The organism is Tistrella mobilis (assembly GCF_039634785.1).
Classification (GTDB): Bacteria; Pseudomonadota; Alphaproteobacteria; order Tistrellales; family Tistrellaceae; genus Tistrella; species Tistrella mobilis.
On sequence record NZ_JBBIAB010000006.1, the window covers coordinates 1 to 24,887 of the forward strand.

Consider the following 24,887-nt stretch of genomic DNA (forward strand, 5'->3'; position numbering starts at 1 on the left):
GCGCAGGTCGACGGAAAGAGCTTTCGCCATACAGGCTGGCCTCCTTCTCCAGCCTCTATCTTGAATCACAACTGACGGCTGAGGGGAATCCCCTGATTCCTATGCTGGGTAATTTGCTCTAAAGGGAGAGCCACCTTTTGAAGAAACACGTTCGATTCTTTAAGATCAAGCGTATATAAGTCTTGCGTCTTGTAGAAAAATTGATCGTGCAGGAATTTGCCGATTTTGCTTGAAAGCCCCGATGGAACCGCTCGTCCGGGCACGGGCACGCCTCCCATATAATAGGCAGCATCACCAGCTAATTTTACCAGGGTGGCGAGGTCGTTTGGAATACTCTGATCCTCTCGAAGGGAGGACACGAAGATCGCAACATTTCGGCCTTGGATGCGAAAAGCCTCAACTAACTGCTCGGAAACGTTGTTAAACATCATATACATTCCGACCAAATGTAGATCGGAGACATTGTCTCTGTCTAGCGCACAGAACGCTAGCTCGGAGTAAAATTCCCAAAAACGATTACCGATAGTCACTAGATTTAGCGAGGAAATGACATCATCAATGTTGTCCGCATCGCCCTCGTTCTCTTCGAGGTAATCCACTATCTCACCCGCCTTAACCCATGACGGTTCAGTGAGCGCATTCACACTACGAATTACCTCTCGAATCGAACGTGTGAACGGTAAATTCCCCATTGCGCTTCTCCCCCTCAAGTCGCCAATTCGATCGTCGTAGTTCTTAGCCAAGATTCCCCAGATGGACGGCCGACCCACGCATCTGGAGACGTATAGTACCCTCGCCTAGGGTCAAAACCAAACCAACCTCTTGATAATGAGATCGCCCTGTGATTCCAGTGGTCTGTAACCAGGAGGAACACGATGTCTCAGCTTTTCTGGTTGTCGGACGAACAGTGGGCTCAGCTTGAGCTGCACCTGCCCAAGAACCAGCCGGGTGGGTGACGTCCCGCCGAGTGGTGTAACAGCGTTTGCCTGGGGATGATGGCGCAGGGCGCGGAGGGCCCGGAGGCATCATCCCCAGGCGCCCCCGAAATCCGAGTGGACATGTTCGGGGTATGGCAGCTTGTTTTAGTGTGTTGCGCGATTTTTGGCAGAGAATGTGATCTCATAAGTTAATTTTGCCTATGGACATATTTATTACAGGTTAGCGGCAGCGCCGGTGACCGCCCCCGGTGGCGGTGGCATCGGGGCCGGGTCGGGAGGTCGGTGATGACGATGGTATTGGAGCGGCTGTCAGGGCCGTCATGGTCTGTGATGGTCTGGCCGGGGCGAAGGCTGGTGCTGACTGAGGCGGAGGCGGAGGTCATCGCCACGCGGCCGTTCCAGCGTCTCCGACGACTGCGTCAGATCGGCCTGTATGGCCATGCCGCCCCGCTGGCGGATCACACCCGCTATGCGCACACCATCGGCACCGTCTGGTGGACGGCAGAGCTGATGCGGTCGCTCGATGATCCGGCAGCCGACTCCGACGGACCACGGCATCTCGCTGCCATGCGGCAGATTCTGGCGGATGAAGGGGCCTCTCTGGATCTGGTCGTGCGGCTTTTCGCTCTCATCCACGACATCGCGCTGCTCCCTTTCGGCCATACGCTGCGTTTTCAGCTTGGCCTGATCCACGGCGCAGACAGCTTTACGCGCTGTTTCAGGCGGGCCGTCGACAATATCGGCGACGAGATCCGCCCGAATATGGCCGACAGGCCTTCGGCCGAAGCCCTCCTGTGGCATCTGGAGCTCGCCGTTGCGGTGGCTCATGCGCCACGCTTGCTTGCCGGCCATACGCCGGCCATCGGCGGGCCCCGGCTGGACACGGAGGTGACGGACAGGCTGATGCCGGTTCTGACCTTCGTCTACGACCTCGTTCACGGGGTTTATGGCGCCGATATCATCGATGTCTGCTGGCGGGATCTGTTTGCGGGCGGGCGCGTGTGGGACCTGCCGGCTTCGCTGCCGGTGGCCGGGCAGATCATTGTCTGCCGTCCAGGCGATCCGGCCTGGCCGGCCCCGGGGCGGACCATGCCTGCGTCGATCTTCCGTTACGGCATTCAGGCGATGGACGGCGACAGGGTTCTCATGGATCGCCTGACCGACCTGTCTGCGACCCTGGACCTGCGCTACGAGGTTGCGGAAAAGGCCTTTTTCCATCCGCGGAAATGTGCGGCGGATACCATGCTCGACAAGGCTCTGCGCAGTGTCGACGACCATGGCGGCGGAGATCTGTCCGCCGGTCGTCCCCCCTTCACGGATCTCGACCTGCTGGAGATGGGCGATGATGCCTTTCTGGATCTCGTGGCTCAACGGGAGGCAGCGATCGGGGAGGGCGTCCGTGCGGCACGGGATCTGCAGGCGGGCCGCATCTGGCCGGAGATGGTGCATCTCGACGGCCGCGGACTGGCGGCATTGGAAGACCAGGTCTGCGACAGTCTGACGGCGCCGGCCGGGCGTTCATCGGCCGAGCGACGACTGGCCGGGGAGCTGGGCATTCCGGCTGAGCATGTCGCTTTGCGTCTGGCGCCGCGTCGCATGCAGGCGAAGGCGCCTGACACGCCCATCGGCTGGCGGAACGGACAGGCAATCCCCTTTGACCGGCTGTGTCGCGAGCAGGGGTTGCCCCTGAGTGCCGCCTCATTGCCGATGCGCTATGCCGGGCTGCGGGATCTGTCCCTTTATGTCCGGGAGGGGGCGACCGTCGCGCCCATCACGGCGGGGCGCCTGATCGAGATCCTCCGTGGAGTGGCCTGCGCATGATCCGCCGCCCTGCAGGACCTGTCCTGGCGTTTATCGGCTTCGGGTGCTTTTCGGCGGCGGACCTTGTCACGAAGCTGTTGATGGGCGCGCATGGGCTCGCGCAGGTTCTGGTTCTGTCGGGGCTGGTGATGCTTGTGGTCATGATGGCCGCCGCGCGATGGCTGGGCGGGATGCAGGGCGTGGCGCGCGGCATTCTGGCGCTGGTCGTGCTGAGGGGGCTGCTGTCCGCAGGCATGATCGCGCTCAGCCTGTATGCTTTGTCACGGATGGCGATTGCAGACGTCTATGCGCTGCGCTTTCTGGCGCCCCTGTTGATCGTCATGCCCGGCGGCCTGTTGATCGCCGAGCCGCCGCGTACACGGGATCTGGCCGCGGTTCTGGTCGGCCTTGCAGGGGTCTGGGCCGTACTCAAGCCGGGATGGCTGGTTTCCGGAGCGGTGGTGGCGGATGGCGCTATCCCCTGGGACGGTGCAGCCGCAGCTCTGGGAGCTGCGGCGCTTCAGGCGGCTTCGGTGTTGATGCTCAGGCGTTGGCATGCCGCATCGACGCCACTGGTCGATGCGGCGCTGCCGGTCATGGTGACGGTGCTTGTGGCGCTACCGTTCCTTCTGGAGAACGGCATGCCATACGGGCATGGCTGGATCATGCCGCGGGCGTTGGAATGGGCAGGTTATGCGGCCGCAGGCCTCTTCCTTGCTGGCGGCCGGTTGTGCCTTGTCTTTGCGCTCAGATCGGCGCCTGCCGCAGTCGTGGCGCCGGCGCATTACAGCCAGCTGCTCTGGGGTCTGGCCTTCGGCTGGCTGATCTTTGCCGACCGCCCCGACCCGATCTCCACGATGGGCGCCCTTGTGATCGTGGCCGCGGGCCTGATGACGGCCCGCGGTGTCAGGCTGCGTCAGGCGTAATGCCGCCCATAGCGGTTGGCGAGCAGGGCGTCGGCGTCGATGTGGTCGTGGCGGACCAGGCCCTTGCGGGGCAGGCGGCCTTCGGCCAGGAGGTCGATGACCGCGGCGACGCCGGCGGCGGTGGTCAGGCGGATGGCGGACATGTGCATGCCGTCGACCTCGCGGGCGCCGACTTCGCGGCTCCACGAACGGCGGGTCAGGCGGCCGTCGGCGATGCCGTCGACCGAGACCGAGAGCACCACCACATCCTGGTCCGTGGTCGGCACGGCGGCTTCCAGAACCTGTTCCAGCAGCTCGCGACGGTCGCGCAGCTTCAGGTCTTCGAGCAGAAGCTTCATGATCGCGCGATGGCCGGGATAGCGCAGGGTCTTGTAATCGAGCGTGCGGACCTTGCCTTCGAAAGCGTCGGCCAGCATGCCGAGCCCGCCCGAGGTGTTGAAGGCCTCGTAAGTGGTGCCGTGAAGGATGACGGTTTCTTCGCCTTCCAGCGGCAGGACTTCGCGGCGCTCGCCGTTCCAGATCGCTTCGCAGGGATTGCAGTATTCATTGACGACGCCGGCGGTCGACCAGGTCATGGCATAACCCAGCGGGCCGGTCGGATGGGCGGGCAGCGCGCCCACGCGGATGCGTGCAGCATCGACCGTCTCGAAGCCATGGGCCAGACCATGGGCCATCACGCAGACCACGCCCGGGGCCAGGCCGCACTGGGGGACCAGCGCGGTTTCGGCATCGGCGGCCAGCGCCGCCACGGCGCGGGTGGAGCGGACATCCTCGGTCAGGTCGAAATAGTGCAGGCGGTTGCGCACCGCCGCCTCGGCGATCTGCGGGCAGAGATGATAGGGGCCGGCGGCCAGCACCGCGTCATGGCCCTGCATCACGGCATCCAGGGCGGCGGGATCGGCGGCATCGGCCTCCACCCGCCGGATGCGCGACGACAGCTGACCGGCCTCCACGCCGAAGCTGCGGTCGGCGAGGGTGATCTCGTGGGCGCCGCCGGCGGCCATCATATGGGCGACGGCGGTGCCGATGCGGCCGGCGCCGAGGATCAGGATGCGCATGGATCTGGTCTCCCTTGGGGGTCTGTTGGCTGGGTCCCTGGGGTGATCATTGCGGCTGGGAAGAGGCGGGCACCACTTGACGAAACGGCTATTTTCGGGCCGTTAATAGCCGAATCGGCTAATACGGGTCAGAAAGGTACGGCTGGGATGGCAGAGCCCGAACTGGATGCGGTGAACCGGGCGCTGATCGCGGCGCTGAAAGTGGACGCACGTATGCCGATCGCGGCGCTGGCCCGGATCGTCGGCCTGTCGCGCACGGCGCTGCGTCACCGGCTGGCGGTGCTGGAGACGACGGGGGTGATCCGCGGCTATCGGGTGGAGCTGGGCGAGCGGCTGGTGCCGAAGGTCCGGGCCCATGTGATGATCGAGCTGCGCCCCAAGCTGGGGCGGCAGGTCATCCAGCAGCTGAAGGCCTGCCCGGAGGTGAATTCACTGCACGCGGTCTCGGGCCCCTTCGACCTGCTGGCCGAAGTGGGTTGCGAGGATCTGGACCGCTTGAACGCCCTGATCGACCGGATCGCGGCGTTCCACGGGGTGGAACGCACGCGATCGGCGATCGTGTTGGAAGACTGTTTCGAACGCTGAGGTTCAGGCGACCAGGGCCCTGACCGCGCAATCGGCAAGGGCGTCCAGATGGTCGCGCGGATCCTGTTGGAAACGGCCGGAGAGCCAGGCCCGGCAGAAGATCTGGGCTGGGCCGAGGATGGTGGCGGCGAAAACCTCCGCGGGCAGGTCATGAAGACTGCCCGCCCGGACCAGCGGTTGGCGCCAGGCGTCGAGACCAGCCAGAAAATCGTCATTCGAGGCCGCACGGCGGCCGGTGATCTGGCCGGCCCAATCCGGGCGGGCCTGCTCGAACAGAAAATGCGCAGCCGCCCGGTTCCCGGCCACCCAGTCCAGATGCGCCGCAACCAGGGCGCGCACCCCCGTTGCGGCCGGAGGCGCAGCCGCCACCACAGCCAGCATGGCGGCGTGATAGGACGAAAGTGCTTCGATCCAGATTTCGGCAGCCAGCGCCGCCTTGTTGGGAAAGGCGTGAAAGAAGCTGCCGTTCGAGACCCCTGCCGCCCGGCAGATTGCCGCGGTGGTCGTCGCATCGACACCGTCGCGGGCGAAGAGGTCTAGGGCAGCGCCGAGGATGGCATCGCGGGTGGACAGGCTCATGATGGATGGCAGGTCCTGGAGTATTGCTCTAGAGTTATGCTCCAGGTCCGGCAAAAGCCGGACCGGATCCGGAGGAGACCATATATGATCATCGATGCCTGGGGGCAGCACCAGACCCTGCGCCATGCGACCGATCCGATCTTCGATTCGCTGAGGCGCTGGACGCGCCGGACGGTCCCGACCGCCGAGGCGCCGGTTGCGGACACCCTGGCCGCCATGGATGCCGGCGGCGTCGATCGCATGCTGATCAGTGCCTGGTACGCGCCGCGCAATGTGATGATCTCCAACGACGAGGTTGCGGGGTTCGTCGCGGCATCGGGCGGGCGGCTGATCGGCGTGGCGGGTGCCGATATCGCCCGGCCGATGGACGCCGTGCGCGAAATCCGCCGGGCGGTCACCGGGCTGGGCTTCCGGGCGGTGCGGGTGCTGCCCTGGCTGTGGGAGGTGCCGCCCACGGATCGGCGCTTCTACCCGATTTACGCCGCGTGCTGTGATCTGGGCGTACCGTTCTGCACCCAGATCGGCCATACCGGCCCGCTGATGCCGTCGGAGCCGGGCCGGCCGATCCATCTGGACCAGGTGGCGCTGGACTTCCCCGAGCTGGTCATCGTGGGGGGCCATATCGGCTGGCCCTGGACCGAGGAGGCGATCGCGGTCGCGACCAAGCATGAGAACGTCTACATCGACACCTCAGCCTATACGATCGCCCGCTATCCCCAGGCCCTGGTGGAGTATATGCGCGGCCATGGCCGCCACAAGGTGCTGTTCGGTACCAACTATCCGATGATCATGCCGGCAAAGGCGCTGGACGGCCTGGACGGGTTGAATCTCGATCCGAAGACGCGGGCGGCATTCCTGGGCGGCAATGCTGCCCGCGTCTTCGGGATCAGCTGACGTTCCCGTCCCCGAAGGCCGGCGGATAGGTAAGGGTGCCCCGGCCGTCGCCCAGGATCTCAGGGGTGAGTTCCAGCGCCATCAGATGGGGCCCGGACATGCTGGGGGAGGGCCAGGGGCAGCGGAACAGGGCGGCGCGGTCGGCAGAGAAGCCGAAGCGGGTGTAGAAGGCGGGGTCGCCCAGAACGAAGACCGCTTCGGCGCCGCCCGCGCGCAGCCGCGACAGGCCGAAGCGGATCAGCATGGCGGCGATGCCGAGCCGGCGGTGATCGGGCAGGACCGAGACCGGCGCCAGAAAGCGGCCGCGGATCGGGTCGTCCCGATCGTCGCGGCCGTCGAGGCGGATGTCGAGCGGGCCGAACAGGATCTGGCCGAGCAACTTCCCCGCCCCATCCTCGGCGACCAGCGACAGGGAAACGTCGCCTGCGGCGGTGAGTTTGCGAACCAGATCGGCCTCGTCGGGGCGGCCGAAGGCGGTGGTGATCAACTGAGCCAGGGCATCGGCATCGGCCGGTTCCGTGCGGCGCATCCGGAAACCCTCCGGCAGCCCACCGGCGGTCATGCGGCAAAGGCCTGAAGATCGGGCGGCAGATGGCCGGTCTTGACGTAAAGCCGGCAGCCGCCGTCGGTGCGGCGGGTGGCCACCCGCCCCGGCGGCCGGCGCAGCCAGCTGCCGGTGGGCAGAACCCCGTGGGCACCATCGATCAGCGTGCCGGAAACCACCAGGATCTCCTCACCCCCCGGCCGCCTGCCGCCGGGCAGTTCGGCGCCGGGCGCGAGGTCGAGCATGGTGACCCGCTCGGGGCCGAAGCCGTGCAGCAGGCGTTCCGTCACCCCGACGGTGCCGGCGAGGGCGGTGCCGGCCACCGTGTCGACCGGCAGGGCCAGCTGCAGACGGTCGCCCGGCAAAAACTGGCGGAGCTTCACGAACAGGATGCACCCTTCGGGCGCCCGCGGCGCATGGGACGTGCCGGGCGGGTTGCGCAGATAGGTCCCGGCGGGATAGTCGCCGTGCTCGTCGCCGAACACGCCGCTCAACACCAGGATTTCTTCGCCGCCCCCGTGAACATGGGGCGAAAAGCCGGCGCCCGGATCATAGCGCACCAGGCTGGTCGCGCGGGCGACCTCGTTGCCGACCCTGTCGAGCATCAGGCGGTGCACGCCGGCCGCGGGCGAGGCGATCCAGTCCTGTGGGTCCGGACGGACCAGGGCGGGGGCCGCAAAGTCGGCGCGGATCAGCATCGTTCGGATTTCCTCCCAATGTCGTTGGTCCGGTAGAGACATGTCTTGGTGAAATGGGGATGAAGACTTCATGAATCAAACGGCTGCGGCCGAATTCCGATGCGGGATTATCGATTCGTTAATCAACCTGATTGTTCCATGCGCGACGATGCGGCCACGGGCGCTCCCCCGCCCTCGGCCGCCCGTCATTTCCTGTTTTCCTCCCCCCGGGATACGGCCGCTGTCATGTCCAGACTTACCCAATCGATCGGCGCCAGGCTGATCATCGCCTTCGCAACCCTGACCGCCGTGGTGATCGTCACCGGCATCGTCGGTCTTCTGCAACTCGGTACGCTCAACCAGGCCTCGATGGATCTGAGCGACAACCGGGTGCCCAGCCTGCGGATCATCTCCCGCCTGTCGAACAACCTGCTGGAACACCGGCTGGCAGTGGCCGGGGCCGTGCTGGAAGGCAGCCCCGAAAACCGCAAGCCGCTGCTGGCGCGCGCCCGCCAGGCCGGCGAAGCGGTCACCGAATCTTTCGCCGCCTATGAACGGCTGATTTCCGACGAGGAGGACCGCCGCCTGTTCGGCCGGGCGACCACCGCCTGGGGCCCGTATGAGCGGGCGAGCAACCAGCTGCTGGCCCTGCTGGCGGAGAACGACCTGTTGGCCGCCCAGCAGATCTATCGCGGTGAGACCCGCGATGCCCGGCTGTCCCTCGGCAATGCATTGACGGCGTTGACGGCGCACAACACCGAGGGGGCGGATGCCTCGGCCACGCGTGCCGATCAGGCCTATGACACCGCCCATACGGTGCTGATCGCGGCGATGATCATCGGTGCGCTGATCGCAGTGGCGGCAACCCTGCTGATGATCCGCAACGTGTCGGTGCCGGTGAAGCGGATGACCGCAGCCATGCGCCGGCTGGCCGATCGCGACACCGGTGTCGTGATCCCCGGCGCCGATCGCCGGGACGAGATCGGCGAGATGGCCCAGGCGGTGGAAACCTTCCGCGACGGCATGATCCGCGCCGACCGGCTGGCGGCGGAACAGGAAGAGGCCCGCGCGGCGCAGGAGACGCAGCGGCAGCGGCGCGAGGCGCTGACCCAGGGCTTCGTCGACCAGGTGGCCGGCATCGTGACCACGCTGTCGAGCGCGACCGAACAGGTGCGCGGCAGCGCCGACGAGCTGTCGCGCACGGCCGAGGACCAGAGCGGCCGCAGCACCACCGTGGCGGCGGCGGCCGAACAGGCGACGGCCAATGTCCAGACGGTCGCGACCGCGGCCGAGGAACTGGCGGCGTCGATCCGCGAGGTGGGCGCACGCACGGCCGAGACCGCCGACGTCACCCGCCGCGCGGTGACCGAGGCGGAAGAGACCGATGCGACGGTGCAGGAGCTGTCGGGCAGCGCCCAGAAGATCGGCGACGTGATCGAACTGATCCAGCAGATCGCGGCCCAGACCAATCTTCTGGCGCTGAATGCCACGATCGAGGCGGCCCGCGCCGGCGAGGCCGGCAAGGGCTTCGCCGTGGTGGCATCGGAGGTGAAGAACCTGGCGACCCAGACCGCACGGGCGACGGAAGAGATCCAGGTTCAGATCAACGCCATGACCGGGGCGACCGGCCGCACGGTCGATGCGATCCGGTCGATTTCGGGCACGATCGGACAGGTGGGCGCGCTGACCACGGCGGTGGCATCGGCCGTGGAAGAACAGGTGGCGGCAACCGCCGAGATCGCGCGCAACACCCAGCAGGCATCGTCCGGCACCTCGGAAGTGCTGCAGTCGATCACCGGCATCGCCGATGCCGCCGGCCATACCGGCCAGGCGGCCGAGGAGATGAACGCCGCCTCGGGCGCGCTGGCGGAGCGGACCCGCGAGCTGAAGCGGGTGGTCGATGCCTATGTCGCGGAGATCGAACGGGTCTGACCCGGCGCCCGTCTCTGAAGAAGAACGCCGCCGCGGGGCGATCCGCGGCGGCGTTGTTTTTGTCGGAGGACTGCCTGCCTGTCTCCTGTTTGGTCTGTTGCATTTTTAACATCAATTTTCTTGAATAATTTAAGATGTGTACGATGGTAAACACACTGTTTACGCCATTTTACAACAGATTTTAGCAAATTTTTAACTTGTCCGGACATATCTGGAGATTCAAGACGGAACAACAAATGCACCTCGGAGACACATTATGTCCCTTTCGCGGTTATCGATCGGAACCCGACTTGTCGTCGCCTTCACCCTGCTGACGGCGGTGGTGGTGGCGAGCGGCGTGTTCGGTCTGCTGCAGCTTTCGGCCATGAACGACCGGACGGCCGAACTCCGCCAGGAACATGTGCCGAGCCTGGTGGTGCTCGGCGAGATCAATGACGGGCTGCTGCGACACCGGATCATGGCGGCCAATCTGATTCTGGAAGACGAGCCGACAAAAATCGCCCGGTATCGGGGGGAGCTGGACCGGTTGGCCGAGGCCGCCGGCAAGGCGATCGGCGCCTATGCGCCGCTGGTGTCGGGAGAGGCGGACAGGAAAGCCTTTGAGGGGCTGAAAACAGCCTGGAGCGCCTATCAGGGGGTCTCCACCCGGCTGGTCGATGCGGCGACGGCGGGCGACCGCCGGGGCGCCCGCACCCTGTTCGAAGAGGATGCCCGCCAGGCACGCGAGGTGCTGACCCAGCGCATGGCCGAGCTGCGCCAGGCGACGGTCGACGATGCCGAGGCGGCGGGCGAGGCCAGCATCGCCACCTATGCCGCGGCGCGGGGGATGGTGATTGCGGCGATCGTGATCGGCGCGGTGATCGCGATCGCGGCCACGCTGCTGATGATCCGCAGCGTGTCGACGCCGGTGCGCAGGATGACCGCGGCGATGCGCCGGCTGGCGGAGCGCGATACCGGCGTCGTGGTTCCCGGGGCCGAACGCGGCGACGAGATCGGCGAGATGGCGAAGGCGGTGGAAACCTTCCGCGACGGCATGATCCGTGCCGACCGGCTGGCGGCGGAACAGGAAGAGGCCCGCGCGGCGGCCGAAGTGCAGCGGCAGCGGCGCGAGGAATTGACGAAAGACTTCGTCGACCAGGTGGCCGGCATCGTGACCACGCTGTCGAGCGCGACCGAACAGGTGCGCGGCAGCGCCGGTGAGCTGTCGCGCACGGCCGAGGCCCAGACCGGCCGCAGCACCACGGTGGCGGCGGCGGCCGAACAGGCGACCGCCAATGTCCAGACGGTGGCGACCGCATCGGAAGAGCTGGCGGCATCGATCCGCGAGGTGGGTGCACGGACGGCCGAGACCGCCGATGTCACCCGCAGCGCGGTGACCCAGGCGGAGGCGACCGACATGACCGTGCAGGAGCTGTCGACCAACGCCCAGAAGATCGGCGATGTGGTGCTGCTGATCCAGCAGATTGCGGCGCAGACCAATCTTCTGGCGCTGAATGCCACGATCGAGGCGGCACGCGCCGGCGAGGCGGGCAAGGGCTTCGCCGTGGTGGCATCGGAGGTGAAGAACCTGGCGACCCAGACCGCGCGGGCGACCGAAGAAATCCAGGTTCAGATCAACGCCATGACCGGCGCCACCGGCCGCACGGTCGAGGCGATCCGGTCGATTTCGGGCACGATCGGCAAGGTGGGCGCGCTGACCACGGCGGTGGCATCGGCCGTGGAAGAACAGGTGGCGGCAACCGCCGAGATCGCGCGCAACACCCAGCAGGCATCGTCCGGCACCTCGGACGTGCTGCAATCGATCACCGGCATCGCCGAGGCCGCCGGCCATACCGGCCAGGCGGCCGAGGAGATGAATGCCGCCTCGGGTGCGCTGGCGGAGCGGACCCGCGAGCTGCGGCGGGTGGTGGACGGCTATGTGGCGGAGATCGCGCGGGTGTGATTGCCCGGATGTGATCGGGGTACTGCAGGATCTGCCGCCACGGTGCGCCTTGTGCCGTGGCGGCTTTTTCGCGTCGGTTCATCCTGGGTTGTTCATTATTATTGATGCAAAAAACAATGTTTTAAATAAAATGAGCCAATTCCATGGCATAGATAAACAAAAATTCTGGAATGATCGCTATTATATTTGGCAATTGATCTTTGCGTATCTTCACATCTTAAGTATTTATCGGCCCGTCAGCCGTATCCGCGGGTCGTCCCTGGTTTTTTTTGAGATCGTCCGCGATGTCCAAATCCGCCCTCTCGATCGGCAAGAAGCTGATCCTTGCCTTTGCTACCCTGACCGCCGTGATCGTGCTGACCGGCGTGTTCGGCTTTTCGCAGCTGGCGACGCTGGAGCATGCGTCCTTCGAACTGCGCGACAACCGTATCCCCAGCCTCAAGGTCATTGCCGAGGCGAGCAATGTGATACAGAACCACCGGATCGCAGTGAGCCGCCTGGTCATTGACGACAATCCGGCGAACCGTTCCGGTCATCTGGAGCAGATACAGCGCCAGGTCGATGCTTTCGCGGCCGCGGCCAAAGCCTATCAACCGTTGATCGCCGACGACATCGAGGCCCGGATGGTGAAGCAGATCGGGGCAGCCCGGGAGCGCTATCTGGAGGCAACCACAAGGCTGATCCGCGCCGTACAGGCGGGTAACGTATCCCAGGTGACGGCGCTGTATCTGGGCGAGAGCGCGGCCGCGCGGGAAGCCGTTGTGACGGAGCTGGACAGGCTGCGTCAGATGAACGTCGAAAAGTCGGCCGAGGCCGGCGCCCGATCCCGCGCCGCCTATGAAAGCGCGCTGACCGTGCTGGCGATCGCCATGGCGGTGGGGCTGGTGATCGCGGTTGCGGCAACCCTGGTGATGACCCGCAGCGTGTCGGCGCCGGTGCGCAAGATGACAGAGGCGATGCGGCGGCTGGCCGACAAGGATACCGGCGTCGAGATCCCGGGCGCCGATCGCGGCGACGAAATCGGCGCCATGGCCAAGGCGGTGGAGACCTTCCGCGACGGCATGGTCCGCGCCGACCGGCTGGCGGCCGAGCAGGAGCGGAACCGGGCTGCCGAAGAGGGCAGGCGCCGGCGGCGCGAGGAACTGGCCGAAGGCTTCGTGTCGCGGATGACCGCGATCGTGACCACGCTGTCGGGCGCATCGGAACAGGTGCGCGGCAGTGCCGAAGGGCTTGCGCGCACGGCGGATGACCAGTCGGCGCGCAGCACCACCGTCGCCGCGGCGGCGGAAGAGGCCAGCGCCAATGTCCAGACGGTGGCCACGGCATCCGAGGAACTGGCGGCATCGATCCGCGAGGTGGGCGCGCGCACGGCCGAGACCGCCGACGTCACCCGCGCCGCGGTGCGCCAGGCCGAGGCGACCGACGGCACGGTGCAGGAGCTGTCCGCCAGTGCCCGCAAGATCGGCGACGTGATCGAGCTGATCCAGCAGATCGCCGAGCAGACCAATCTTCTGGCATTGAACGCCACCATCGAGGCGGCGCGCGCCGGCGAGGCCGGCAAGGGCTTCGCCGTGGTGGCATCTGAGGTGAAGAACCTGGCGACCCAGACCGCCCGGGCGACCGAAGAGATCCAGGCCCAGATCAACGCCATGACCGGTGCGACCGGCCGCACGGTGGATGCGATCCGCGAAATTTCGGGCACCATCACCCGGGTGGGGGCGCTGACCACCGCCGTGGCATCGGCCGTGGAGCAGCAGGTGGCGGCCACCGCCGAGATCGCCCGCAACACGCAGCAGGCATCGTCCGGCACGTCGGAAGTGCTGGAATCGATTGCCGGCATCGCATCGGCCGCCGGGTTGACCGGGCGGTCGGCGGAGGAAATGAGCGGGGCATCGCGCGCCCTGGCCGGCAAGACCCGCGAGTTGAAAGATGTGGTTGACCGCTATGTCGACGAGGTGGCCAAGGTCTGAGGCTGCATAATCGACGCAAGTTTGCGTCGGTCGTATAGATAAATACCTTCGATTGTGGATCCGGCGGGCCTTCCGGCAAGGCCCGCCGGCTTCTTTTTGGGCCAGATCAGACATCCTGGTAATATTTCGCCCGAAGATTTCCGCGGATTTAAATGTTGAACCACGCTGTTGAATGAGTCTATTTTTAAGAGTGCCTGCCCGCACACATGCATCGCAGACCTTCCCCTCCAGACAAGCGAGTCTTTATGAAGTCATCGAAATGGACGATCGGCGCCAGGCTGATCGTCGCGTTCGTGGCGTTGACCCTGGTCATCGCTGCGACGAGTGTGTCGGGTATTGCCCAGTTGTCGGTTCTGGACCGGGCGGCGGGCGATCTGCGGGACAATCGCGTGCCGAGCCTGAAGCTGATCGCACGGCTGCAGAACGCGGTCTCGGAACATCGCATCAATATCTCCGGGGCGATCATCGCCACCGAAGGCACGGAAGTGAAGGATCGGCTTGCGGCTGCTGCCAAAGCCGCCGAGCAGGTCGGCGGGCTTCTGACCGCCTACGAGCCTCTGGTTACCGACGAGGAGGAGCGTGGTCATTTCGAGGGCGTCAAGGTCGCCTGGGCGGATTATCTTGCCCGCACCGAGCCGCTGCTGGCGGAGCTTCGCACCGGTGATCAGGATGGCGCGCGGGGATTGTTCGCGGCGGCCAACCGCACGCTGCTGATCCGTGAACTCGACGATCTGATCGAGTTCAACTCGGCCGCCGCGGCTGGATCGGGCGAACAGACCAGGCGTGCGGCCGAAAACGGCATGACCGTGCTGATCGCGGCGCTGGGGATCGGCCTTGTGGTGGCGATCGCGGCGACCCTGCTGATGATGCGCAGCGTGTCCCGGCCGATCCGGCGGATGACCGAGGCGATGAACCGGCTTGCGGCGCGTGAGACCGGCATCACCATCCCGGGTGCCGATCGTGGCGACGAGATCGGGGCCATGGCCAAATCGGTCGAGACCTTCCGCGCAGGGCTGATCGAGGCCGACCGGCTGGCGAGCGAACAGGCACAGGCCCAGGCTGCGCAGGAGGCCGAGCGTGCGCGGCGCGAGGAACTGACCCAGGGCTTCGTGACCCGGGTGGCGGGCATCGTCTCGACGCTGTCGGGGGCGGCCGAACAGGTGCGCGGCAGCGCCGATGCCCTGTCGCGCACGGCAGAGGAGCAGAGCGGCCGCAGCACGGCGGTTGCGGCCGCGGCCGAGCAGGCGACCGCCAATGTCCAGACGGTGGCGACGGCGGCGGAAGAGCTGTCGGCATCGGTGCGCGAGGTGGGTGCGCGCACGGCCGAAACCGCGGATGTGAGCCGTGCTGCGGTGGACGAGGCCGGCACCACCGACAACACGGTGCAGGACCTGGCGACCAACGCCCAGAAGATCGGCGACGTGATCGAGCTGATCCAGCAGATCGCGGCCCAGACCAATCTTCTGGCGCTGAACGCCACCATCGAAGCCGCGCGTGCGGGCGAAGCCGGCAAGGGCTTCGCCGTGGTGGCGGCCGAGGTGAAGAATCTGGCCAATCAGACCGCGCGGGCGACGGAAGAGATCCAGGTTCAGATCGACGCCGCCACAAATGCCACCGGGCGGACGGTGGATGCCATCCGGTCGATTTCCGGCACGATCGGCAAGGTGGGGGCGCTGACCACCGCCGTGGCCTCGGCCGTGGAGGAACAGGTATCGGCGACCGCGGAAATCGCCCGCAACACCCAGCAGGCCTCGGCCGGTACGTCGGAGGTGCTGCGCGCCATCGCCGGCATCGCCGATGCCGCCGGCCAGACCGGCCATGCGGCGGCGGAAATGAACACCGCCGCCGGCGAGCTGGCCGGCCAGACCCGGGCGTTGAAGCAGGTGGTGGACGAGTATGTGAGGGACATAGAAAACGTCTGAGCGATTTTCTCTCTCCAGAGGTGTCCGCCAGATGGGGGGTACCTCTGGACTTCGCTGGATGAGTTCCTGTGCAAAGCTGTATTTCCGCGGTCTGTTCTTTTGTGCGTTCTGAGGCCCGGCGGCTTTCGGAACATCCATAAAAAATCACATCCGATTCGACGTCTACGATCCCGCTATGCGGATATGAAGAGCAGTGGCGTGCCGATATTCTGATGTAAATTCAAGTGTAGATCCAAAAATAATGGATGAATTTGATTTCAGTTGAGATTGTTTGTTAATTACGATCGCACATGGCGATACGATTTTGTATCGAAGAATGGTCGAATTTTGATCATGTGTGATTTTATCGTGAGGAATATTTAAAAATACAAGTTGTATTTTGTATCTTGAATTTTGATGTCGGATGCTTCTAGCTTGATGAGTGCCTGCCCGCACGCGCGTTGTAGAACATTTCCCCACGCATGAGAGTAATCATGAAGACATCGAAATGGACGATCGGCGCCAAGCTGGTCGTTGCATTCGTGGCATTGACTCTGGTCATCGCCACGACGAGCGTATCGGGCATTGTGCAGTTGTCGGTTCTGGACCAGGCGGCGGGCGATCTGCGGGACAATCGCGTGCCGAGCCTGAAGCTGCTGGCCCAGATTGAGAGTGCCGTGCTGGAGCATCGCCTCAAGGCAGCCGACGCGGTCATTCTCTCCGACGACGCGACGCGGGCCGGCAGGTTGGCCGAGGTGGCCGAGATGAGATCACGTGTCGACGGGCTTCTGGCGGCATATGAGCCGCTGATCGCGGATCCCGAAGACCGTGGTCATTTCCAGGTGGCCCGTGCAGCCTGGGCCGACTACATCGCCAAAACCGAACCGCTGTTGGCGGCGATTGCCGACGGGCGGCAAGACGAGGTGCGGTCGAGGTTTGCGGCCTCAAGCCGTCGGGCTCTGTCGAAAAAGATTGAAGAGCTGGTCGAGTACAACGTCTCGGCCGCTGCGACATCGGGCGCCCGGACCGTGGCGGCGCATGATGCCGGCATGACCGTGCTGATCGCGGCGCTGGGGATCGGCCTTGTGCTGGCGATCGCGGCGACCCTGCTGATGATGCGCAGCGTGTCCCGGCCCATCCGGCGGATGACCGAGGCGATGAACCGGCTGGCGGCGCGTGAGACCGGCATCACCATCCCGGGCGCCGATCGTGGCGACGAGATCGGGGCCATGGCCAAATCGGTCGAGACCTTCCGCGCAGGGCTGATCGAGGCCGACAGGCTGGCGACCGAACAGGCACAGGCGCAGGCTGCGCAGGAGGCCGAGCGTGCCCGGCGCGAGGAGCTGACCCAGGGTTTCGTGACCCGGGTGGCGGGCATCGTCTCGACGCTGTCTGGGGCGGCCGAACAGGTGCGCGGCAGCGCCGATGCCCTGTCGCGCACGGCAGAGGAGCAGAGCGGCCGCAGCACGGCGGTTGCGGCCGCGGCCGAGCAGGCGACCGCCAATGTCCAGACGGTGGCGACGGCGGCGGAAGAGCTGTCGGCATCGGTGCGCGAGGTGGGTGCGCGCACGGCCGAAACCGCGGATGTGAGCCGCGCTGCGGTGGACGAGGCCGGCACCACCGACAATACGGTCCAGGACCTGGCGACCAACGCCCAGAAGATCGGCGATGTGATCGAGCTGATCCAGCAGATCGCCGCCCAGACCAATCTTCTGGCACTGAACGCCACCATCGAAGCCGCACGTGCGGGTGAAGCCGGCAAGGGCTTCGCCGTGGTGGCGGCCGAGGTGAAGAACCTGGCCAATCAGACCGCGCGGGCGACGGAAGAGATCCAGGTCCAGATCGACGCCGCCACAAATGCTACCGGGCGGACGGTGGATGCCATCCGGTCGATTTCCGGCACGATCGGCAAGGTGGGGGCGCTGACCACCGCCGTGGCATCAGCTGTGGAGGAACAGGTATCGGCGACCGCGGAAATCGCCCGCAACACCCAGCAGGCCTCGGCCGGCACGTCGGAGGTGCTGCGCGCCATCGCCGGCATCGCCGATGCCGCCGGCCAGACCGGCCATGCGGCGGCGGAAATGAACACCGCCGCCGGCGAGCTGGCCGGCCAGACCCGGGCGCTGAAGCAGGTGGTGGACGAGTATGTCGCGGCGATCGCCCGCGTCTGAGCCGGTCAATCCGGCGCGTTGCCCTGGTCCCAGCGCTGGAAGTTGTAGCCGTCGGTGATCAGGATATGGGCGAAGCGCCGGCAGACCAGGGTGAAATCCTGGTCCAGCGGCCGGGTTTCGTAGACATAGCCCGGCGGGGGCGGCGGCGGATTGCTGCTGTCGGCGCCGGGGAAAGAGGCGACCAGGGCGTAGCGATCGCCCTGTTCGCCGACCAGTTCGGTGAGCGGGTTGCCGGCCAGCAGCGTGGTTTCGGTGTGCCGCTCGATCAGCCCCGACGACCAGGCGCTGGCCGTGCCGTCGGGGTTCAAAACCGGCTGCACGAACAGGATGCGGGCGATGAGCAGAAAATCGATCGCAGCCCGCCCCGCCATCAGGGTGAAGGCCCAGGGCGTGCCGGCCGACGGGGTGCCCGGATAGGGGTAGAGCACCGCCGTCTGCGGCACGCCATTGGTGCCGGGTTCATCCTTCACCAGGGCTGCGGGCGCATCGGGATCGCCGAAGGCGACCCGATCGGGCAGCAGCGGATAGACCGCATTCATCCAGGCATCGTAATCGCCGCCGGCATGGCTGTATATGTAGCCGCCGGGGAATTTGGGATGCTGACGATATTCCTGGTTGTAGCCGCCTTGCGGCACCTTCATCGGATCGAGCATGGGCCTTCCCCCGTCTGGTCGATGGTGACCAGAATGGCACTGTCCCAAAATGCCATCAATGGGTGATGATCAGGCCTGCATCATAATGTTTTGGTTGTGGTTCGGGCTGACCGCCGCCGGGCGGAGCATTCGCGGGGCCTGACCCAGGCGGGTGATCACCGCATCGGCGAAGCCGCGGGTGCCCGGGCTGAGGCGGGTGGTGCCCGGGGTGACCATGTCGGCGGTGTGGATGCCGTCTTCGATGGTGGCGAGCCAGGCATCGTGGACGCGATCGGCCACCCGATGCTGGCCGATATGGTGCAGCATCATCACGCCCGCGAGCAGCATGGCCGACGGGTTGGCCCGGTCGCGCCCGGCCAGCTGCGGCGCCGTGCCGTGGACGGTTGAGAACATGGCGCAATCGGTGCCGAGCGCGGCCGAGGGGGCAAGCCCGACGCCGCCGGCAAGGCGGGCGGCGAGCGTCGCCACCAGATCGCCATGGCGGCCCGGCACGACCACGACGCCGAAGCCGTTCGGACGATCGGCCAGCCGGGCCAGACCGGTTTCAAGGCGCCGGCGGCCGGCGGCGATGTCGGGATAATGGCCGGCGACGGCATCGAACAGTTCTGCCGTCAGGGCATCCGGATGGTCGACGAAGGCATCGAGCCGGCGAAGCCCCTGCCGGCGCGCCACCGCAAAGGCATGGTGCAGAAGCCGTTCGGCCCGCATCAGCCGGGCATCGCCCTGTGCCGCCCCGGGCAGGTCGTGAACGATGATCAGATCCATCGCCGGGTGGCGGGTGGCGATGGCCGGCGCCATGGCCCGGCAGGGGCGGGTGGTGGCGAAGAGATCGGCATCGCGGCTGAGCACCTGCACCGGGCTGGCCACCCCGGCCGGCGGCGTGGTGACCGGAGCGCGGTAGAGCACGCCGGTGCGGCGCAGACTCTGTCGGGCGGCCGAGAGCAGCCGGGCATGATCTTCCTCCGCATCCCCGGGGCGGCTGCTCAGATCCACCGGTTCCACCGCGATGCGTGCGCCGGCCGCAAGCAGGATCCTGAGGCTCGCCTGCATCACCTCGGGGCCGATGCCGTCGCCGAAAACGATGCTGATCGGCTGGTTGGCCCGGCCATGCCGGGGGCCGGGCCGGGGCCGATGGGGGGTCTGGTCGGTCATGGGCGCGCCTCCGCTCCGCTCAGGCGTCACCGGCCCGGATGATGCCGGCTTGACCCCATGCTGCCCCGCACCATGTCTTTTGAGAAATTGATAGTGAGATACCTCTCCATTGAGATGGTAAATATTGAGGATGGCAATGGCTGCACCCGTGAACCTGGATGTCGACCTGCTGCGCACGCTGGTGACCGTGGCCGATGCGGGCGGGTTTTCCCGCGCCGCCGACCGGCTGCTGCGCAACCAGTCCACCATTTCGCTGCAGATCAAGCGGCTGGAGGATCGGGTGGGGGCGGTGCTGCTGGAACGCGGCCCCCGCCATGTGCGGCTGACCGGCGAAGGCCAGGTGATCGTCGACTATGCCCGCCGGATTCTGGCGCTGAACGACGAACTGATGGACCGGGTGCGCCAGCCCGAGATTGCGGGCCTGGTGCGGCTGGGGGCGCCCGAGGATTTCGCCACCAGCCATCTGCCCGGGGTGCTGGCACGGTTTGCCCAGGAACATCCGGCGGTGGGGCTGGAGGTGACCTGCGATCTGACGCTGAACCTGTTCGACCGCTTCGCGGCCGGCGATCTGGACCTGGCGCTGGTGAAGCGCGAGCCGAGCGCGCCGCTGCTCGGCACCCGGGTCTGGCGCGAGCCGCTGGTCTGGGTGGCGGCCGAACGCGGGGTGGCGATGCGCCAGGGGCCCCTGCCGCTGGCGGTATCGCCGGCGCCCTGCGTCTATCGCAAGCGTGCCACCGATGCGCTGGATGCGGCGGGCCGGCCCTGGCGGATCGCCTATACCTGCGGGGCGCTGACCGGCACCCATGCCGCGGTGCGCGCCGGGCTGGGGGTGACGGTGCTGCCCAAGGACATGGTGCCGGCGGATCTGGTGATGCTGGATGAAGAGACCGGGCTGCCGGGCCTGGCCGATACCGAGATGGCGCTGCTGGTGGCCGCCGATATCGGCCCCCCGGCCCAGCGGCTGCGCGAATACGTGATCCGCGAGCTGGAGCGGGGCCGGGGGGAAGGGACGACGGGGTGATCCCGGCGGCCGTGCGCCCGATCAGCCGGCGAGCACGGTGCGGACCAGCTGCACCCACCAGCTGGCGCCGATGGGGGCGGCATCGTCGTTGAAGTCGTAGGCCGGGTTGTGGAGCAGGCAGCCCCCCTCGGTCGGGCCGTTGCCGAGCCAGACATAGCAGCCGGGCTTTTCGCCCAGCATGAAGGCGAAATCTTCCGACGCCATCGAGGGCGTGGGGGCGTGGTCGATGGCGGCCTCGCCCACCACCTTCGCCGCGGCCGTCGCGGCCAGGGCCGTTTCGGACGGGGTGTTGATGGTGGCGGGATAGCGGCGTTCGTAGCGCAGATCGCCCGTGCAGTCATGGGCGGCGGCGGAATGTTCCACCAGGGTGGCGAGGCGGCGTTCGATCACCGCCTGCACCTCGGGCCGGAAGCTGCGCGCGGTGCCGCGGATCACGATCGTCTCGGGGATCACGTTCCAGGTGTCGCCGCCATGGATCTGGGTGACCGAGACCACCGCGCCGTCGAGCGGGTTGATCGACCGGCCCGGAATGGTCTGCAGCTGGGTGACCAGATGGGCCGCCGCCGTCACCGCATCGCGGCCCAGATCGGGCATGGCCGCATGGCAGCCGCGGCCGCGGATGGTGATTTCGAAAATGTCGAACCCGGCCATCATCGGCCCCGGCGCCATCGCCATCCGGCCGAGCGCCAGGCCCGGCCAGTTGTGCATGCCGAAGACCATCTCGGCCGGGAAGCGGGTGAAGAGCCCGTCTTCGACCATCGCCCGGCCGCCGCCCTCGTTCTCTTCGGCCGGCTGGAAGACCAGATGGACCGTGCCGGTGAAATCCGGATCCGCCGCCAGCACTTTGGCAGCCCCCAGCAGCATGGCGGTGTGGCCGTCATGGCCGCAGGCATGCATGCGGCCGGGATTGCGCGAGCGGTGGGCGAAGTCGTTGACCTCGGTCACGTGCAGCGCATCCATATCGGCCCGCAGCGCGATCGCCTTGCCCGCACCGCGCCGGCCGCGGATCGTGCCGACCACCCCGGTACGGCCGATGCCGGTCGTGACCTCGATGCCGAACTCGGCAAGCCTGCCCGCCACGAAGGCCGCGGTCTCGTGCTCTTCGAAGGCGGTTTCGGGATGGGCGTGGAGATGGTGGCGCCAGCCGCGCATTTCGTCGGCAATGGCCGCAACGGCGGGATCGATGGCGACGTCGTTGCGGGGAACATTGTTGTCCGGCATCTGGATCGGCGTCCTCTGGTTTTTGTGGCCCGCGTCGGGGAGGCATCCGCCCGCTGGTCAGCAGACCGGCACGTTGACGGCCAGGCCGCCCAGGCTGGTTTCCTTGTATTTGCTCTGCATGTCGTGGCCGGTCTCTTTCATGGTCCGGATGACCGTGTCGAGCGAGACCACATGGCGGCCGTCGCCGGCGAGTGCCAGAAGGGCGGCGTTGACCGCCTTGACGGCCCCCATGGCGTTGCGTTCGATGCAGGGGATCTGGACCAGGCCGGCGACCGGATCGCAGGTCATGCCCAGATGGTGTTCCATGGCGATCTCGGCGGCATTCTCGACCTGTGCGGGCGTGCCGCCGAGGGCTGCGGCAAGGCCGCCCGCGGCCATGGAACTGGCGACGCCGACCTCTCCCTGGCAGCCGACCTCGGCGCCCGAGATGGAGGCGTTGAGCTTGTAGAGCATGCCGATCGCCGCGGCGGTGAAGAGCAGGGTATCGGCCGCGGCCTCGCTGCCGGTGCCGGAATGGCGGAGCAGCCAGGCCAGCACCGCCGGCACGATGCCGGCGGCACCATTGGTGGGCGCGGTGACGATGCGGCCGCCGGCGGCGTTCTCTTCATTGACCGCGATCGCATAGGCCGACAGCCGCTCGAACCCGTCGAGGGCGGGGAGTGTGTTGGCGCCGGCGCGCTCGGCGAGCCTGCGGGCGAGATCGGCGGCGCGGCGGCGGGTCAGCCGGCCGGGCAGCGCACCGTCGGTGGCAAGGCCGCGGTCGACCGCCCCCAGCATCGCGGCCTTGATCGCCTCAAGCCGGCGGGTGGTCTCGGCCTGTCCCCAGAGGGCGTGCTCGTTCTGCCGGACGATCTCGGCGATGGAGAGGCCGGTCGCTTCGGTGAGCGCGATCAGATCGGCGCCGGTCGTGAAGGGATGGGGCAGGGGGCCGCGGTCGCCATGGACGGGCGCATCGCCGGCCCGGGCCTCGGTCTCGGCGCCCGAGACCACGAAACCGCCGCCGATCGAATAGAAGCTTTCGGCCGCAAGCACGGCACCCGCGCCGTCGCGGGCGGTGAAGTGCAGGCCGTTGGTGTGGTGGGGCAGGGTATCGCCCATGCGCCAGACCAGATCGGTCTCGGGATCGAAGGCGATCAGCCGGCGGCCGAGTGCCGCGAGCCGCTTCGACAGGCGCACGCCGTCGACGATGCCGGTGATGGCATCGGGCTCCACACCATCGGGCGTTTCGCCGGCAAGCCCCAGGATGATCGCGGTGTCGGTGGCATGGCCGCGGCCGGTGAGGGCGAGCGAGCCGTAGATCTCGACCGTCACCGCGGCCAGCGCATCGAAGCGGCCGGCGGCATCGAGCCCGGAAAGGAAGCGGCGGGCGGCGACCATCGGCCCGACGGTGTGCGAGCTGGAGGGGCCGATACCGATCTTGAACAGGTCGAAAAGGCTGAGCGACATGGGGGCGCTGGTCCATCCGGACGGCGCGGCGCCGGGGAGAGGATGCCCCAGGCGCCGCGCACGGGTTTGGCGTGTCGTTCAGGTGGATATGGGAGGCCGGTCAGGTCCAGGCGAGCATCAGTTCGGCAACCAGCACCGAGCCCAGATAGGTGCCGAAGAAGACCAGCACCGCGACCAGGGCCAGTTTCCAGCCGGATTTCTTCGCGGTCAGGATCTCTTCGCGCGCGATGGCGAAGCCGGCATAGGCGAGGGTGGGGGTGGTCAGCGCCAGGAAGTCGATCGCCTTCACCTGTTCCAGAACCCAGGCGGAGCCCGGGGTGAAGGGCAGGGTGACGGCCATGCCGACCAGCGAGATCCAGGCGACGCTGGGCAGGTAGAAGGGCATGATCTTGGTCAGCACCAGACCCGCCAGGCAGATCGCATAAAGCACCGCGATGCCGGTGAGGTTGTGCAGGAAGCCCACCTCGTGATTGACCGCGTTGACCACCAGGTCGATGGCGCAGACCACGATCAGGACCAGGGCATGGTCCAGGAGGTTGAGCTTGCGCTCGTCCGGCTCGGCCGGGACGTTGAGGGTGCCGTCGGTGTAGACGGTGTTCGACATGGACCTCACTCCCCGGCAGCGGCGCGGGCCGCGGTTTCGTGCCGGCCGCGGGTCGCGTTGTAGAGCTTTTCGACCAGCGGCAGGGCGATGAACAGGCCGGCATAAAGGCCGGTCGCATAGGTGAGCAGGTTGGAGGCGCCGGCCAAGGCCAGCAGCTCGTCCTTCATCTCGGGCAGGGCGGTTGCAAGCGCGCCCGAGCAGGCGGCCATCATCGAGCCCGAACCGACGCCGCAGGCCATGGCGAGCGAACGCGGATCAAAAATGTCGGCGGTGGCGAAGATCGAGGCCAGCACCGCGAAGACGAAGGTGCCGAACAGCGTGCCGATGACATAGACGCCCATCACGCCGGTGCCTTCGGGGGATTTCAGCGTGTAGCGGTCGGCGATGATCGCGATGTTGGGCTCACGCGCGATCGAGAAGGTGGCGCCGATCGCCTCGCGGCCGAGACCCAGCACCCAGACCGCGATCGGGAAGGCGATCAGCACGGTGCCCAGATTGCCCAGTTCCTGCAGCAGCAGGGCGGGGCCCGCCGCGATGATCTTGTCGATCGCCGGGCCGATGGTGGTGCCGAACTTGGCGATGAACGGCATGATCGCGATCACGATCAGCGGCGAGGCGGCCTTGACCTCGCGCGAGCGGATCAGCTTGCCCGCCGGCTTCACGATGTTCGGGTTCATGAGCGCCGCCATGAGGAAGGCGTAGAGCAGCGGCAGCAGCAGGATCGCGCCGATCCCGATCGGGATGCGCTGGATGCCGATCAGCTCGGCGATGATCGCCAGCACGAGCACGGCAAGATGCAGCCGCCAGAGCTGCATCGTTTCTTTGATGACGGACATGAAGCGTCCCCCCGATTGGCTGGAGGTGAGACGTGAA

Annotated in this window: 21 protein-coding genes; 10 read left to right on the forward strand and 11 right to left on the reverse strand. The window is 66.7% G+C overall.

Annotated features, from left to right (window positions below):
* Positions 1-65 precede the first annotated feature (65 nt).
* On the reverse strand, positions 66-644 hold the full coding sequence (locus WI697_RS09895; RefSeq protein ID WP_345958320.1) for a hypothetical protein: 579 nt from the start codon (positions 642-644) through the stop codon (positions 66-68).
* Between the two features lie 579 nt (positions 645-1,223).
* On the opposite strand from WI697_RS09895, the gene WI697_RS09900 reads away from it, so the two are divergent.
* Positions 1,224-2,759, forward strand: a complete 1,536-nt coding sequence (locus WI697_RS09900; RefSeq protein WP_156503026.1) for an HD domain-containing protein — start codon at positions 1,224-1,226, stop codon at positions 2,757-2,759.
* An 80-nt stretch (positions 2,760-2,839) separates the two neighbouring features.
* Positions 2,840-3,664, forward strand: coding sequence for a DMT family transporter (locus WI697_RS09905; RefSeq protein WP_345958321.1), 825 nt, complete (start codon positions 2,840-2,842; stop codon positions 3,662-3,664).
* On the opposite strand, the gene WI697_RS09910 is transcribed toward WI697_RS09905, so the two are convergent.
* Positions 3,655-4,722 (reverse strand): saccharopine dehydrogenase family protein, encoded by a 1,068-nt coding sequence (locus WI697_RS09910; RefSeq protein WP_062761920.1) that lies wholly within the window; start codon positions 4,720-4,722, stop codon positions 3,655-3,657. The two genes, WI697_RS09905 and WI697_RS09910, sit on opposite strands and share 10 nt — an antisense overlap.
* A gap of 147 nt (positions 4,723-4,869) precedes the next feature.
* On the opposite strand from WI697_RS09910, the gene WI697_RS09915 reads away from it, so the two are divergent.
* A complete protein-coding gene (locus WI697_RS09915) occupies positions 4,870-5,307 on the forward strand; it encodes an Lrp/AsnC family transcriptional regulator (protein ID WP_014748113.1) in 438 nt (145 codons plus the stop codon).
* 3 nt (positions 5,308-5,310) lie between these two features.
* Here the strand turns inward: WI697_RS09915 and WI697_RS09920 are convergent, their stop codons facing one another.
* Positions 5,311-5,886, reverse strand: coding sequence for a TetR/AcrR family transcriptional regulator (locus tag WI697_RS09920; protein ID WP_345958322.1), 576 nt, complete (start codon positions 5,884-5,886; stop codon positions 5,311-5,313).
* Positions 5,887-5,970: 84 nt separating this feature from the next.
* On the opposite strand from WI697_RS09920, the gene WI697_RS09925 reads away from it, so the two are divergent.
* On the forward strand, positions 5,971-6,780 hold the full coding sequence (locus WI697_RS09925) for an amidohydrolase family protein (RefSeq protein WP_345958323.1): 810 nt from the start codon (positions 5,971-5,973) through the stop codon (positions 6,778-6,780).
* On the opposite strand, the gene WI697_RS09930 is transcribed toward WI697_RS09925, so the two are convergent.
* Together WI697_RS09930 and WI697_RS09935 are read right to left on the reverse strand one after the other, a co-directional pair.
* Complete coding sequence (locus WI697_RS09930; protein WP_345958324.1) at positions 6,773-7,309, reverse strand: GNAT family N-acetyltransferase; 537 nt, start codon at positions 7,307-7,309, stop codon at positions 6,773-6,775. The two genes, WI697_RS09925 and WI697_RS09930, sit on opposite strands and share 8 nt — an antisense overlap.
* 29 nt (positions 7,310-7,338) lie before the next feature.
* Positions 7,339-8,022 (reverse strand): cupin domain-containing protein, encoded by a 684-nt coding sequence (locus tag WI697_RS09935; RefSeq protein WP_345958325.1) that lies wholly within the window; start codon positions 8,020-8,022, stop codon positions 7,339-7,341.
* A 225-nt stretch (positions 8,023-8,247) separates the two neighbouring features.
* Between WI697_RS09935 and WI697_RS09940 the strand changes: the two genes are divergently transcribed.
* From WI697_RS09940 to WI697_RS09960, 5 genes are all read left to right on the forward strand, one after another.
* Entirely contained in the window at positions 8,248-9,933 is a 1,686-nt protein-coding gene (locus tag WI697_RS09940; RefSeq protein WP_345958326.1) for a methyl-accepting chemotaxis protein, read from the forward strand.
* A 256-nt stretch (positions 9,934-10,189) separates the two neighbouring features.
* Positions 10,190-11,875, forward strand: coding sequence for a methyl-accepting chemotaxis protein (locus tag WI697_RS09945; protein WP_345958327.1), 1,686 nt, complete (start codon positions 10,190-10,192; stop codon positions 11,873-11,875).
* 284 nt (positions 11,876-12,159) lie between these two features.
* Positions 12,160-13,845 carry a methyl-accepting chemotaxis protein gene (locus tag WI697_RS09950; protein WP_345958328.1) on the forward strand — a complete coding sequence of 562 codons (1,686 nt, stop codon included), beginning with the start codon at positions 12,160-12,162 and terminating at the stop codon, positions 13,843-13,845.
* A gap of 245 nt (positions 13,846-14,090) precedes the next feature.
* Complete coding sequence (locus tag WI697_RS09955; RefSeq protein ID WP_345958329.1) at positions 14,091-15,767, forward strand: methyl-accepting chemotaxis protein; 1,677 nt, start codon at positions 14,091-14,093, stop codon at positions 15,765-15,767.
* Between the two features lie 473 nt (positions 15,768-16,240).
* Positions 16,241-17,917 carry a methyl-accepting chemotaxis protein gene (locus WI697_RS09960; protein WP_345958330.1) on the forward strand — a complete coding sequence of 559 codons (1,677 nt, stop codon included), beginning with the start codon at positions 16,241-16,243 and terminating at the stop codon, positions 17,915-17,917.
* Between the two features lie 5 nt (positions 17,918-17,922).
* Here the strand turns inward: WI697_RS09960 and WI697_RS09965 are convergent, their stop codons facing one another.
* Both WI697_RS09965 and WI697_RS09970 read right to left on the reverse strand, forming a co-directional pair.
* Positions 17,923-18,570, reverse strand: a complete 648-nt coding sequence (locus WI697_RS09965; RefSeq protein WP_062761236.1) for a hypothetical protein — start codon at positions 18,568-18,570, stop codon at positions 17,923-17,925.
* Between the two features lie 69 nt (positions 18,571-18,639).
* Entirely contained in the window at positions 18,640-19,722 is a 1,083-nt protein-coding gene (locus tag WI697_RS09970) for an isocitrate/isopropylmalate family dehydrogenase (RefSeq protein WP_345958331.1), read from the reverse strand.
* A 136-nt stretch (positions 19,723-19,858) separates the two neighbouring features.
* Here WI697_RS09970 and WI697_RS09975 point away from each other — a divergent pair, with 136 nt between their 5' ends.
* Complete coding sequence (locus WI697_RS09975; protein WP_062761240.1) at positions 19,859-20,743, forward strand: LysR substrate-binding domain-containing protein; 885 nt, start codon at positions 19,859-19,861, stop codon at positions 20,741-20,743.
* A gap of 21 nt (positions 20,744-20,764) precedes the next feature.
* Here WI697_RS09975 and WI697_RS09980 read toward each other — a convergent pair whose 3' ends face one another.
* The 4 genes from WI697_RS09980 to WI697_RS09995 form a co-directional block, all read right to left on the reverse strand.
* Positions 20,765-21,964 (reverse strand): M20 aminoacylase family protein, encoded by a 1,200-nt coding sequence (locus WI697_RS09980; protein WP_345958332.1) that lies wholly within the window; start codon positions 21,962-21,964, stop codon positions 20,765-20,767.
* Between the two features lie 57 nt (positions 21,965-22,021).
* Complete coding sequence (locus WI697_RS09985; protein WP_345958333.1) at positions 22,022-23,410, reverse strand: L-serine ammonia-lyase; 1,389 nt, start codon at positions 23,408-23,410, stop codon at positions 22,022-22,024.
* A gap of 100 nt (positions 23,411-23,510) precedes the next feature.
* A complete protein-coding gene (locus WI697_RS09990; RefSeq protein ID WP_296710880.1) occupies positions 23,511-24,014 on the reverse strand; it encodes a hypothetical protein in 504 nt (167 codons plus the stop codon).
* A 5-nt stretch (positions 24,015-24,019) separates the two neighbouring features.
* Positions 24,020-24,850, reverse strand: a complete 831-nt coding sequence (locus WI697_RS09995; protein ID WP_062763795.1) for a DUF3100 domain-containing protein — start codon at positions 24,848-24,850, stop codon at positions 24,020-24,022.
* Positions 24,851-24,887: the final 37 nt, after the last annotated feature.

Bases quoted from the DNA above. Each gene is read 5' to 3' on its own strand.
- WI697_RS09900 (WP_156503026.1), top strand. From the start codon at position 1,224: ATGACGATGGTATTGGAGCGGCTGTCAGGGCCGTCATGGTCTGTGATG.
- WI697_RS09905 (WP_345958321.1), top strand. From the start codon at position 2,840: ATGGGCGCGCATGGGCTCGCGCAGGTTCTGGTTCTGTCGGGGCTGGTG.
- WI697_RS09910 (WP_062761920.1), bottom strand. From the start codon at position 4,722: ATGCGCATCCTGATCCTCGGCGCCGGCCGCATCGGCACCGCCGTCGCC.
- WI697_RS09915 (WP_014748113.1), top strand. From the start codon at position 4,870: ATGGCAGAGCCCGAACTGGATGCGGTGAACCGGGCGCTGATCGCGGCG.
- WI697_RS09920 (WP_345958322.1), bottom strand. From the start codon at position 5,886: ATGAGCCTGTCCACCCGCGATGCCATCCTCGGCGCTGCCCTAGACCTC.
- WI697_RS09925 (WP_345958323.1), top strand. From the start codon at position 5,971: ATGATCATCGATGCCTGGGGGCAGCACCAGACCCTGCGCCATGCGACC.
- WI697_RS09930 (WP_345958324.1), bottom strand. From the start codon at position 7,309: ATGCGCCGCACGGAACCGGCCGATGCCGATGCCCTGGCTCAGTTGATC.
- WI697_RS09935 (WP_345958325.1), bottom strand. From the start codon at position 8,022: ATGCTGATCCGCGCCGACTTTGCGGCCCCCGCCCTGGTCCGTCCGGAC.
- WI697_RS09940 (WP_345958326.1), top strand. From the start codon at position 8,248: ATGTCCAGACTTACCCAATCGATCGGCGCCAGGCTGATCATCGCCTTC.
- WI697_RS09945 (WP_345958327.1), top strand. From the start codon at position 10,190: ATGTCCCTTTCGCGGTTATCGATCGGAACCCGACTTGTCGTCGCCTTC.
- WI697_RS09950 (WP_345958328.1), top strand. From the start codon at position 12,160: ATGTCCAAATCCGCCCTCTCGATCGGCAAGAAGCTGATCCTTGCCTTT.
- WI697_RS09955 (WP_345958329.1), top strand. From the start codon at position 14,091: ATGAAGTCATCGAAATGGACGATCGGCGCCAGGCTGATCGTCGCGTTC.
- WI697_RS09960 (WP_345958330.1), top strand. From the start codon at position 16,241: ATGAAGACATCGAAATGGACGATCGGCGCCAAGCTGGTCGTTGCATTC.
- WI697_RS09965 (WP_062761236.1), bottom strand. From the start codon at position 18,570: ATGCTCGATCCGATGAAGGTGCCGCAAGGCGGCTACAACCAGGAATAT.
- WI697_RS09970 (WP_345958331.1), bottom strand. From the start codon at position 19,722: ATGACCGACCAGACCCCCCATCGGCCCCGGCCCGGCCCCCGGCATGGC.
- WI697_RS09975 (WP_062761240.1), top strand. From the start codon at position 19,859: ATGGCTGCACCCGTGAACCTGGATGTCGACCTGCTGCGCACGCTGGTG.
- WI697_RS09980 (WP_345958332.1), bottom strand. From the start codon at position 21,964: ATGCCGGACAACAATGTTCCCCGCAACGACGTCGCCATCGATCCCGCC.
- WI697_RS09985 (WP_345958333.1), bottom strand. From the start codon at position 23,410: ATGTCGCTCAGCCTTTTCGACCTGTTCAAGATCGGTATCGGCCCCTCC.
- WI697_RS09990 (WP_296710880.1), bottom strand. From the start codon at position 24,014: ATGTCGAACACCGTCTACACCGACGGCACCCTCAACGTCCCGGCCGAG.
- WI697_RS09995 (WP_062763795.1), bottom strand. From the start codon at position 24,850: ATGTCCGTCATCAAAGAAACGATGCAGCTCTGGCGGCTGCATCTTGCC.